The organism is Nitrospirota bacterium, assembly GCA_016214845.1.
Taxonomy (GTDB): Bacteria; Nitrospirota; Thermodesulfovibrionia; order UBA6902; family UBA6902; genus SURF-23.
On record JACRMS010000018.1, the window covers coordinates 96,406 to 107,576 of the forward strand.

General features: G+C 47.3%; 9 protein-coding genes and 4 tRNA genes. 11 read left to right on the forward strand and 2 right to left on the reverse strand.

Features of this window, described 5'->3' with window-relative positions:
* Positions 1 to 91 precede the first annotated feature (91 nt).
* The 4 genes from HZB61_05380 (at position 92) to HZB61_05395 (ending at position 5,460) form a co-directional block, all read left to right on the forward strand.
* The gene (locus HZB61_05380) at positions 92 to 1,876 is read left to right on the forward strand and encodes an adenosylcobalamin-dependent ribonucleoside-diphosphate reductase (GenBank protein ID MBI5056031.1); all 1,785 of its coding nucleotides are present in this window, start codon (positions 92 to 94) and stop codon (positions 1,874 to 1,876) included.
* A gap of 182 nt (positions 1,877 to 2,058) precedes the next feature.
* Positions 2,059 to 3,069 carry an anthranilate phosphoribosyltransferase gene (trpD, locus tag HZB61_05385; protein ID MBI5056032.1) on the forward strand — a complete coding sequence of 337 codons (1,011 nt, stop codon included), beginning with the start codon at positions 2,059 to 2,061 and terminating at the stop codon, positions 3,067 to 3,069.
* Between the two features lie 315 nt (positions 3,070 to 3,384).
* Positions 3,385 to 4,515: a phosphotransferase gene (locus HZB61_05390; protein ID MBI5056033.1), complete on the forward strand. Its 1,131-nt coding sequence runs from the start codon at positions 3,385 to 3,387 to the stop codon at positions 4,513 to 4,515.
* A gap of 156 nt (positions 4,516 to 4,671) precedes the next feature.
* Positions 4,672 to 5,460, forward strand: a complete 789-nt coding sequence (locus tag HZB61_05395) for a hypothetical protein (protein ID MBI5056034.1) — start codon at positions 4,672 to 4,674, stop codon at positions 5,458 to 5,460.
* 77 nt (positions 5,461 to 5,537) lie between these two features.
* On the opposite strand, the gene HZB61_05400 is transcribed toward HZB61_05395, so the two are convergent.
* A complete protein-coding gene (locus HZB61_05400) occupies positions 5,538 to 6,968 on the reverse strand; it encodes an adenosylhomocysteinase (GenBank protein MBI5056035.1) in 1,431 nt (476 codons plus the stop codon).
* Between the two features lie 150 nt (positions 6,969 to 7,118).
* On the reverse strand, positions 7,119 to 8,267 hold the full coding sequence (locus HZB61_05405; GenBank protein ID MBI5056036.1) for a methionine adenosyltransferase: 1,149 nt from the start codon (positions 8,265 to 8,267) through the stop codon (positions 7,119 to 7,121).
* 178 nt (positions 8,268 to 8,445) lie between these two features.
* On the opposite strand from HZB61_05405, the gene HZB61_05410 reads away from it, so the two are divergent.
* The 7 genes from HZB61_05410 to HZB61_05440 all read left to right on the forward strand — a co-directional run bounded on the left by HZB61_05410 (position 8,446) and on the right by HZB61_05440 (position 10,996).
* On the forward strand, positions 8,446 to 9,411 hold the full coding sequence (locus tag HZB61_05410) for a hypothetical protein (protein MBI5056037.1): 966 nt from the start codon (positions 8,446 to 8,448) through the stop codon (positions 9,409 to 9,411).
* Complete coding sequence (locus tag HZB61_05415; protein MBI5056038.1) at positions 9,395 to 9,583, forward strand: ferredoxin; 189 nt, start codon at positions 9,395 to 9,397, stop codon at positions 9,581 to 9,583. The genes HZB61_05410 and HZB61_05415 overlap by 17 nt, the downstream gene beginning before the upstream one ends.
* A 112-nt stretch (positions 9,584 to 9,695) precedes the next feature.
* A tRNA-Arg gene (locus HZB61_05420) sits at positions 9,696 to 9,772 on the forward strand.
* A 111-nt stretch (positions 9,773 to 9,883) separates the two neighbouring features.
* Positions 9,884 to 9,959: transfer RNA gene (locus tag HZB61_05425), tRNA-His, on the forward strand.
* A 68-nt stretch (positions 9,960 to 10,027) separates the two neighbouring features.
* Positions 10,028 to 10,101: transfer RNA gene (locus HZB61_05430), tRNA-Arg, on the forward strand.
* 12 nt (positions 10,102 to 10,113) lie between these two features.
* Positions 10,114 to 10,186: transfer RNA gene (locus tag HZB61_05435), tRNA-Lys, on the forward strand.
* A gap of 267 nt (positions 10,187 to 10,453) precedes the next feature.
* Positions 10,454 to 10,996, forward strand: coding sequence for a DUF882 domain-containing protein (locus HZB61_05440; protein MBI5056039.1), 543 nt, complete (start codon positions 10,454 to 10,456; stop codon positions 10,994 to 10,996).
* Positions 10,997 to 11,171: the final 175 nt, after the last annotated feature.

Below are 11,171 nucleotides of genomic sequence, written 5' to 3' on the forward strand. Positions count from 1 at the left end.
ATTGTTAGATTTTATTAATGTAACTAAGAATATTAGTGATGCGTATACTCTTTTGTCAACCAAGTCATAACCTATCTGATATAATTTTTATATGGAACTTTCTGAAAACGCCCTCAAGGCATTAAAAGCCCGCTATCTGCTCCGGGACGAACAGGGGAATATAAAAGAAACGCCGGAAGGGCTCTTCCGCAGGGTGGCGCGCTTCATTGCCTCCGCCGAATCGCTTTACGGAGGCAATGCTGATGAGTGGGAGGAAAAATTTTATGACGCGATGAGCGGTCTGCTTTTTCTCCCCAATACCCCTACTCTCATAAACGCGGGCAAATATCTGGGACAGCTTGCAGCATGCTTTGTCCTTCCTGTGGACGATTCAATGAAAAGCATTTTTGATTCCCTCAAAAACGCGGCGCTCATACTGCAGAGCGGAGGCGGCACAGGGTTTTCATTCTCCCATCTGAGGCCGAGGGCTGATGTTGTGAAATCAACAGGCGGCATCGCGAGCGGACCTGTCTCATTCATGAGGATATACAACACCGCGACCGAGGTCATCAAGCAGGGCGGGGCGCGGCGCGGCGCGAACATGGGCATATTGAGGATCGACCATCCCGACGTGCTTGAGTTTATCAAGATAAAACGTCATGAAGAAGAGCTTACAAATTTCAACATCTCAATTTCGGTCACGGATGAATTCATGAACGCGCTGAAAAATGATTCTGAATATAACCTGATAAACCCGCGCAGTGATCAGGCTACGGGACGGTTGAAGGCAAGAAAGGTCTTTGACGAGATCGTTGAAAGCGCGTGGGAAACCGGCGATCCCGGGCTTGTCTTCATTGACAGGATCAACGGGGCCAACCCGACTCCGCATATCGGAAAGCTCGAAAGCACAAACCCCTGCGGCGAACAACCGTTATTGCCTTACGAGGCATGTGTGTTAGGGTCTATAAACCTGTCGAAGATAGTAAAAGAGGTCAGAAAACAGAAGTCAGAAGTCAGAAGCAAAGAACAAGTTGAAAATATTTCAGCCTTCAGCCTTCAGCCTTCAGCCTTTGGGATCGACTGGGACCTTCTTGCATCCCTCGTGCGGCTTGGTGTTCGGTTTTTGGATGACGCTATTGACGTGAACAAATATCCGGTCCCGGAAATCGAGAGGATGCATAAAGGCAACAGGAAGATAGGCCTTGGAGTTATGGGCTGGGCGGACATGCTGATAAGACTCGGCATCAGATACAATTCTCCAAAGGCGTACAAATTAGCGCGTGAGGTCATGAGTTTCATCAGAGGTCATGCGCGGGAAGCTTCGGCGGAACTCGCGAGGCAGAGAGGGGCCTTCCCCAATTTTTATGGTTCGATCTATGACACTCCTGAATTTGTATCAAAAGGCGGCCTGCGAAACGCAACCGCCACCACCGTCGCGCCTACGGGCACGCTGTCGTTAATTGCCGACTGTTCAAGCGGCATTGAACCTCTTTTCGCGATCGCGTATAAAAGGCTTGTCCTTGACACGGAGCTTTATGAGATACATCCCCTGTTTCTTGAGACTGCAAGGCAAAGGGGGTTCTACAGCGACGAACTTATTCAGCAGGTAAGCAAAAAAGGCGACCTGAGGGGCTTCAAAGATATCCCTAATGATATTAAAAAGATCTTCATAACCGCGCACGAGATAGCGCCTGAAGATCATATAGAGGTCCAGGCCGCGTTTCAGGAATTCACGGACAATGCTGTGTCCAAAACGATCAACCTCAAACACAGGGCAACGCGTGACGACGTTGCGAAGGCGTTCCTTCTCGCCTATGAAAAAGGTTGCAAAGGAATAACCGTATTCAGATACGGTTCAAAGATCGGTACACTCGTAAAGCTTGATGAAGTGGATTAGTAACCTTTTCCTATGTCATGCTGAACTTGATTCAGCATCTGATAATTTCAGCAAACTAACAGACCCTGAAACAAGTTCAGGGTGACAGTATAAACGGTTAAGCTTATCGCCGGTCTTATTAAGACACGCTCATCTATGATAAAATTGTCATTCATCAATTAAAAATTTTAAGGGGGATTGCAATGATCAAAGAGGCGATAAGTTTATTGGTGCAAGGGAAAAATCTTTCCGAACACGAAATGATTGCCTCCATGAGGGACATCATGGAAGGCCAGGCTACTGACGCTCAGATCGCGTCATTTCTCACCGCGCTCAGGATAAAGGGAGAGACCGTTGAGGAGATCACCGGAGCGGCAAAGGTGATGCGCGAAAAAGTGACGAAGATAAAGGCCCCCGCTTTTACAGTTGACACCTGCGGCACTGGCGGAGACATGTCACACACGTTTAATATCTCAACTACTACGGCGATTGTTGTCGCGGCCTGCGGAGTTCCTGTTGCAAAGCACGGCAACCGTTCGGTATCAAGCAAATGCGGAAGCGCTGATGTGCTTGAGGCACTCGGGATAAAGATTGACCTCGAACCGCATAAGGTTGAAAGATGCCTTGAGTCCACCGGGTTCGGGTTCATGTTCGCGCCCCTGTTTCATCCGGCGATGAAATACGCGATCGGGCCAAGAAAAGAGATGGGGATCAGGACGGTGTTCAATATTTTAGGGCCTCTGACAAATCCCGCAGGCGCGGAAAGACAGGTGATGGGGGTCTTTCATGACGCGCTTACTGAGACACTGGCAAAGGTGCTTGCCAACCTCGGGGTAAAACATGCCTTTGTCGTTCACGGCGAAGACGGGCTTGATGAGATAACCAATACGGACAGGACAAAGATCTCCGAGTTGAAAGACGGCAGGGTCGATACTTATTTTATTTCTCCGGGAGACCTCGGTCTGGAAGCAGCTAAAAAAACAGACCTCACCGGAGGGACCGCGCAGGAAAACGCGCAGATAACAATTGAAATACTCAAAGGAGAAAAAGGACCGAGGAGAGATGTTGTTATTATGAACGCGGCAGCGGCGCTGATAACAGGAGGCCGGGCAAAGAGTTTTTCAGAGGGGATAAAAACGGCAAACGAGGCAATAGATTCAGGTGCAGCATTGAAGAAACTGGAAGAAGTAAAGGTCGTCAGCAACAGGTTATAACTGCGGAAGTGTAAAACAACAAATATCCATGCTTAAGCAAAGTCAGTTCCCTTCCATGAATGTAAGAGCTTATACGGCAGTGATCATCCATACACAAGAACCGTAAGGTTTAGTATTGATGATAGCGTGTCAATAAATTAAACTTGCCGCTGCTTATCCTTGTATCGCTTCTTATGCAGTGATACAATTACGACAGGCGGATGTATGCCGCGTCCGCAGTGCAACCGGAGTAAAAGTTGTGAGTTAAGAGGTTAAAGACGATGTATTGTGAAACTTTACACTTTTGACTCTCAACTTTTAACTTATTTTGTCAATATGATTAACGAAAAAGCGATTACGGATTACATCAAGAGAGAATTCAAGGACGTTGTCCACGTAGAGATCAAAAAGCTCGGCCAGGGCGTGCAGGGCGCGGGCTTCCTGATCGACATGCAGACGAAGCAGGGCCGTAACTCATATGTGATAAAAGGCCTCTTCCCGGAAGGGCTTGAGCATGATTACCCGGCGGACAGGGCAGGGGTATTTCTCCTTGATCTTGATGAATTCAAAAATCTCCCCAAGCACGTGAAGGCAGTTGATGTGCTGTCTGAAATGGAAGACGGCTCAATAAAATCCATCGGCGGAGGCAGGGAATATTACCTCCTGATGGAAAGGGCTGAAGGCAGACATTACTTCAACGACCTGACCGCATTCTCCAAAAAGGCAAAACTTACAGTTGCCGATATGGAAAAGATAAAGTCGATGACTTCCTATCTCGCGGAGATCCATGCGGTCAAAAAGGAATCGCGGCATCTTTACTGGCGAAAGGTGAGAGACACTATCGGGCACGGCGAATGCTTGATGGGGGTGTTCGATACATATCCGGACGGGACCATCAGCTATTCAGAAATGGCGGAGATCGAAAAAAAGTGTGTGGACTGGCGGGCAGGATTGAAACCAAAGTCCAGAAGGCTCTGCCAGATACACGGCGACTTTCATCCGGGTAATATATGGTTCAGGGAAGCTAATAGTGAAGACTTGAGAGTCAAGAGTTTGGAAATTTTAAATCCAAAAAAACGGGACTCCAAACTCGCGGCGCCCGTTGACTTCGTCCTTCTTGACAGAAGCAGGGGGCCGTGGGGCGAGGCTGCTGATGATGTAACGGCGTTGACGGTCAATTACATCTTCTTCTCGATCAATCATTACGGTAAAGTGCAGGGGACTTACCTTGAGGCGTTGAAATTGTTCTATGACGAGTACATTCAAAAGACCGGAGACGCGGAACTTCTCGAAGTAGTCGCGCCGTTCTATGCATTTCGCGGGGCAGTGATTGCCAATCCGGTTTTCTATCCAGACGTGACGCCTGAGAACAGGAGAAAGATCTTCAATTTTGTGCATGGCGTTCTGAATGATGAATCATTTAAAGTAGAGAAGGTGAATGAATATATCGTGACTCGTAACGCGTGACAGGTTATGTCATTCCCGTGCCTAAAGCACCTACTGTTGGCAGTCTGTTGAGCGGGAATCCAGAAGTATTTTTTATAAGGAACTGGATTCCGGCTTAAGGACTGCCGGAATGACAGTTTCAAATGTATTTTCAAGTCAATGACTATGGAATCTATAATGAACATTACAAACTTAAGAAAAATAGGGACACGGCTAAGAGCAGAGATCTCTTCCCACCTTGAAGAATTGCGCAAGGCGGCTCCACTTGGCAAAGGCGCAAGCGGTGATACCACACAGGCAGTTGACAAGAGGGCTGAGGACATTGTCATTGAAGAAGCGGAAAAATTAAACATTCCCGTCACGATCGTCTCTGAAGAATGCGGGACCAAGGAAATCCGAGGCGGCGGGGTGAAGCTCTTATTAGACCCGATTGACGGAAGCAGGAACGCATTAAGCGGCGTTCCGCTGTTTTCCACTTCAATAGCGATCATTGACGGCGACACTATAGGCAATACCGCCCTGGGCTACGTTATCAATTTAATAAGCGGTGATGAATTCTGGGCAATAAAGGGCAAGGGAAGTTTTTTAAATGGAACACCGATTACGACACAACGGGATGACACACTGAAAGTCATCGCCTATGAGGCACAAACCCCGAAGGAAGATATTCTGAGGATCATGCCACTCATTTCCCTTTTTCGCCGGGCAAGATGTTTCGGCTCAACCGCTCTCGACATGGCGTTTCTCGCGCAGGGCGCTGTCAGTGTGTTCGTTGTTCCCTCACAATCAAGGAGCTTTGATTTCGCGGCAGGATATCTTCTGATAAAAGAAGCAGGCGGGATTGTCACAGACATCAATGGAAAAGACATTGATGAAATTGAGATCGGCGTCAAGAGGTCAACCTCTCTCCTCGCGTCTGCGAATGAAGATTTGCATAAGAGGGCGTTAGTAGTTTTGAGGCAATAAGAAAAGGACGGATTTTTTTGATCCGTCCTTTTTTCTATATTCATAGATTCCCGCTTTCGCGGGAATGATGTTTATGTTTAATACCTGTAATGCTCCGGCTTGTACGGGCCTTCGACAGGAACTCCGATATAATCCGCCTGTTCTTTGGAGAGCTTTGTCAGCTTCACGCCGATCTTTTCGAGGTGGAGTCTTGCGACTTCTTCATCAAGCTGTTTGGAAAGCCTGTACACCTTCTTTTCATAGACGTCCCTGTTTTTCCAAAGGTCCATCTGGGCCAATGTCTGGTTGGTAAAACTGTTGGACATAACAAATGAAGGGTGTCCGGTTGCGCAGCCGAGGTTTACTAATCTTCCCTCCGCAAGAATGAAGATGGCGTGTCCGTCAGGGAAAACATATTTGTCGACCTGCGGTTTGATATTTATCCTTTTGACCCCGGGATAGACAGTCAGTTTGTTCATCTGGATCTCATTATCAAAATGTCCGATGTTGCAGACGATCGCCTGGTCTCTCATCTTTGCCATATGGTCGATTGTGATAATGTCTACATTCCCGGTCGTTGTTACATAAATATCCCCGGTGCCGAGGGTGTCTTCCACAGTTGTCACTTCATAGCCTTCCATTGCTGCCTGGAGCGCGCAGATGGGGTCTATCTCAGTGACAATCACTCTTGCCCCGAAGGCCCTCAATGACCTTGCTGAGCCTTTGCCGACGTCTCCATAACCGCATACGACCGCGACCTTTCCGGCCAACATCACGTCCGTTGCCCTCTTGATCCCGTCCGGCAAAGATTCCCTGCAGCCGTAGAGATTATCAAACTTTGATTTGGTAACAGAATCATTAACGTTGATCGCGGGGACTAACAAGGTCCCGCTCTTCATCATTTCATATAGCCTGTGAACGCCGGTAGTGGTTTCTTCGCTGACGCCTTTCCATTCCTTAACGGTTTTATGCCACCACTGGCTGTCTTCCTGCAACTGGGCTTTCAGTGTGTCGTTAATGATCTGAAGCTCTTTAATGTCCGTGGGTTCATCAAGTATCGCGGAATTGTTTTCCGCCTCATACCCCCTGTGAATAAGCAGGGTCGCGTCGCCTCCGTCATCAACGATCAACTGGGGGCCTTTTCCTTCCGGGAATGTTAAGGCCTTCAAAGTACACCACCAGTATTCTTCAAGCGTCTCGCCTTTCCATGCGAAAACCGGAACGCCTGCCTTTGCGATTGCCGCTGCGGCGTGGTCCTGTGTTGAGAAAATATTGCAGCTCGCCCATCTTACGCTTGCGCCCAGATCAACGAGGGTCTCTATAAGTACCGCTGTCTGAATGGTCATGTGAAGCGAGCCGGATATCCTGACCCCTTTGAGAGGTTTTGCCGCCTTGTATTTCGCCCTTATTGACATGAGACCGGGCATTTCCTGTTCAGCGATCTCGATCTCTTTTCTACCCCAATCAGCCAGGCTGATGTCAGCTACTTTATAGTCAGTAGCGCTATTTTTTAATGCTGCTGTAGACATATAATTTCCTCCCTTTAAAAACCGTTATGCGTTACGCGTAATGCGTTCTATCTTCTATTACAAGAAAAATAACCCCGCAGAAAATTATGCGGGGTTATCAGATGGTTATTATTTATAAAACTTCAGAGAATAGCGGAAACAGTTTCCCCATTACTTTGCGGCCTTTTTAAGTTTCTCTGCCATGTCTGTCTTTTCCCATGTGAATTCGGGCAGGCTTCTTCCGAAATGGCCGTATGCGGCAGTCTTTTTGAATATCGGCCTTCTTAGATTGAGTTTCTTTATGATCGCCGCTGGCCTCAGATCAAAAAGCTTTCTCACCAATTTTTCAATTTCTGCGTCGGGAATTTTTCCTGTGTTACCTGTGCTGACAAGAATGGACACAGGCTCAGGGACGCCTATCGCATATGCGATCTGCAGCTCCGCCCTGTCGGCAAGTCCGGAGGCAACAATATTTTTTGCCACGTACCTCGCCATGTACGCGGCCGACCTGTCGACCTTCGATGGGTCCTTGCCTGAAAAACATCCGCCGCCGTGACTCCCTACACCGCCGTAGCTGTCAACAATTATTTTTCTTCCGGTCAGTCCAGTGTCCCCCATCGGTCCGCCGACTACAAACCTTCCCGTGGGATTGATATGATATGTGATATGCTCTTCGTCAAGGAGTTTTTTGGGGATAATAGGTTTTATGACCTTTTCAATGATGTCTTCTTTCATCTCTTTTAATGTGATCTCAGGGCTGTGCTGTGAAGAGACCACGACTGTATCAACCCTGAGAGGCACGCCGTCTCTGTATTCGATGGTGACCTGTGTCTTTCCGTCGGGCCTTAGATAGCTGAGGATATCTTTCTTTCTTACTTCAGTCAGCCTCATGGCGAGTTTATGCGCAAGCATTATCGGCATCGGCATGAGTTCAGGGGTTTCATTACAGGCAAATCCGAACATAAGCCCCTGGTCTCCTGCGCCGCCCGTATCAACGCCCATGGCGATATCCGGTGATTGTTCATGTATGGAGGTGATTACAGCGCATGTCTCATAATCGAAACCATATTTAGCCCTGGTGTAACCGATGTCCCTGATGGTCTCCCTTATTATCGTAGGGATATCTGCATAAGAGTCAGTAGTAATTTCTCCCGCGACAAATGCAAGACCGGTTGTCAGCATTGTTTCACACGCAACCCTCGCCCTTGGATCTGATGCTATGATTGTGTCGAGTATTGCGTCGGATATCTGATCTGCGATCTTGTCGGGATGCCCTTCGGTTACAGACTCAGATGTAAACAGGTAATTCCTTTTTTTCATATTTTCGCCTCCATGAAGTGTGTAAGAATCATTTATTTAATAATTTTCACCTTCTTCTTGTCAAGGAAAGTGTAAAAATTTATGTGCCATAGCAGTCTCTGATGGCATATAAATCTATCACGCTGGAATGATTATATCTCTTGACTAATAAATATCCGGAGGTTATATTTTCAATGTGATTAATAAATATATCCCGTTATCATTAGAGAAAATAACAACCTGCCGCCTGAAGCGCAGAAAAAGCAAGGTCCGGCTTAATAAGATCGGGAGGCCCTTCGGCGGAGGAAGCTTCAAGGATTTTCTCGACACGCTGCCGGATATTCTTGCCGCCGGAGATTTCAAATCCGTAGTCAATGCAATAATTAAAGCAAGAAAGAAAGATAAACCGGTTGTCCTCGGCATGGGAGCCCATCCCATAAAGGTGGGCCTTTCACCCCTTATCATCGACCTCATGGAGAAAAGGTTGATCACCGCTATCGCAATGAACGGCGCGTGCATAGTCCATGACTTTGAGCTCAGCCTGATGGGTCAGACTTCGGAAGATGTTGACGTTGAACTTTGCCGTGGAACATTCGGGATGGCAGAGGAGACGGGCGCGGAATTGAACAAGGCTATTAAAGATGGGGTGAAGAAAGGTCTCGGCATCGGCAAAGCGGTTGGCGAATATATTTTAAAGAGCAGCGCGGCTTACAGGAAATTAAGTATCCTGGCGGCGGCAGCGAGACTGGATGTCCCTGCAACTGTGCATGTTGCGATAGGCACCGATATCATCCACATGCACCCTGAAGCGGATGGGGCCTCCATAGGAGAGGGGAGCATGAGGGATTTCAAGCTTTTCTCATCGGTTGTCGCTGGCCTTAAGGGCGGGGTGTATATAAACTTCGGCTCGGCCGTTGTCCTGCCCGAGGTTTTTTTAAAGGCTGTCGCGGTTACAAGGAACCTCAAATTCGATGTGAAAAATTTTACGACCGTCAATATGGATTTTACCCAGCACTACAGAGGCCGTGAAAATGTCCTGAGGCGGCCCGTGCTTTCAGGAGGCAATTCATACGCGTTGACCGGCCATCACGAAATAATGTTTCCGCTTCTGGCTGCCGCTGTAATTGAGGAGACAAAGAAAAGAAGAAATGAGACCCGTTGTTGACGAGGAATTGTGTATCGGCTGCGGCAATTGCGCGGAAATATGCCCTGCGGTTTTTCAGCTTATTGACGAAAAGTCAAAGGTGATCGATCCTGATGCCTGCGAGTTTGCCGGCTGCTGCGAGGCGGCCGAGGAGAATTGCCCCGTAGACGCCATAACGATCGAAGAGGACTGAGCGCTTCCGGAAATTTTCTCTCCATATACTTGCCATATTCAGGCGTCTCGATTAAAATACATCGTGCCAAATGTAGGGGCACAGCGCGCTGTGCCCCTACATTTGTTAGGATGCGCCTGTAGCTCAGTCGGATAGAGCAACTGCCTTCTAAGCAGTGGGCCAGGGGTTCGAATCCCTTCAGGCGCGCCATGCAAATTCTGCTTTGCAAAATTTGCAGTGACAAGTGGTCAGTGAAAAGAAGTAAAGAAGACAAGTTTTTTCTGTTCACTATTCACTCGTCACAATTTACTTTCTTACATGGTGAGTGTAGCTCAGTTGGCAGAGCATCTGACTGTGGCTCAGAGGGTCGCGGGTTCAAGCCCCGTCACTCACCCCAAAATTTTGCAGAGCAAAATTTTGGCATTCAGCCTTTAGCGGTCAGGTTTTAGCTTAAAGCTAAAAAATGCGCCTGTAGCTCAGATGGATAGAGCATCGGCCTCCGAAGCCGAGGGTCGGAGGTTCGAATCCTCTCAGGCGCGTAGAAGTGAGAAGGGCCTGTAGCTCAGTTGGCAGAGCAGCTGACTCTTAATCAGCGGGTCGAAGGTTCGAATCCTTCCAGGCTCACTATTAACATCAAGGGAATTAGCCATTTAAGGTTAGTTCCTTTTTTAGCTATTATCAAATGAGAAGTAACGGTGTGTTCCCCGGTCAGTTCAAAGAGGCGGAAGAATAAACCCTGTTGAGGTCATTTGCGATGGAGGATTTCCCGGACATATCTATTGTGTTGTTTGCAAAATCCTTTCTTTAAATGATATACTTTACCTTATTTCTAAAAGGAGGTGTAATACATTGAATTTATTTGAGAAAAAAATAAAGTCTGTATTAGATCTTATGGTAAGCAGAAGAGGATTACTAACTGGAGGGCTTGTAACTATCGCCTCAAGTTTTATCCCTCGCAAGGCCTTCTCAGCAGTTAAGGATATTCTATCCCCGGACCGTTCATTGTTCTTTTATAATGTTTATACAGGGGAGCAACTGAAAGCTGATTATTGGAGCAATGGCCAGTACCTGACAGATGTGCTGTCAGATGTAAATCATATATTCCGCGATCACTTAACGGAAGCTATCGAAGTGATTGATACAAACCTCTTAGACCTGCTTTTTGCTTTACAGGAAAAATTGAGAATTTCCGAACCGCTTCATATTGTATCCGGATACCGTTCCCCGCAGACTAATGCAAAATTAAGAAAATGGAAAAAAGGGGTCGCAAAGAACAGTCTCCATATGTACGGAAAGGCTGTTGATATACGTGTGCCGGGATACTCATCAAGAGCTATAAGAGTCGCAGCCATGGAATTGCAAGGAGGAGGAGTAGGTTATTATCCCAGGGCAGGCTTTGTTCATTTAGACGTTGGAGATATCCGTTACTGGTAGATTGCAATTAGTTATCGCAAACAGTAGACACTCCCGAGACTGTCTCACTAACTGTGTAAGTTCAATTTTCACTGTATCCTATCCTCAAACAATATAGCGATCTGAGAATAGACTTGAGACCATCCTCTGAGAGGCATGGTCCATTTTTTATCGAGTTCCAGTGCTGCCATATATA

Coding starts and splice junctions, on each gene's coding strand:
- HZB61_05380 (MBI5056031.1), top strand. CDS start 92: ATGGAACTTTCTGAAAACGCCCTCAAGGCATTAAAAGCCCGCTATCTG.
- trpD (MBI5056032.1), top strand. CDS start 2,059: ATGATCAAAGAGGCGATAAGTTTATTGGTGCAAGGGAAAAATCTTTCC.
- HZB61_05390 (MBI5056033.1), top strand. CDS start 3,385: ATGATTAACGAAAAAGCGATTACGGATTACATCAAGAGAGAATTCAAG.
- HZB61_05395 (MBI5056034.1), top strand. CDS start 4,672: ATGAACATTACAAACTTAAGAAAAATAGGGACACGGCTAAGAGCAGAG.
- HZB61_05400 (MBI5056035.1), bottom strand. CDS start 6,968: ATGTCTACAGCAGCATTAAAAAATAGCGCTACTGACTATAAAGTAGCT.
- HZB61_05405 (MBI5056036.1), bottom strand. CDS start 8,267: ATGAAAAAAAGGAATTACCTGTTTACATCTGAGTCTGTAACCGAAGGG.
- HZB61_05415 (MBI5056038.1), top strand. CDS start 9,395: ATGAGACCCGTTGTTGACGAGGAATTGTGTATCGGCTGCGGCAATTGC.
- HZB61_05440 (MBI5056039.1), top strand. CDS start 10,454: ATGGTAAGCAGAAGAGGATTACTAACTGGAGGGCTTGTAACTATCGCC.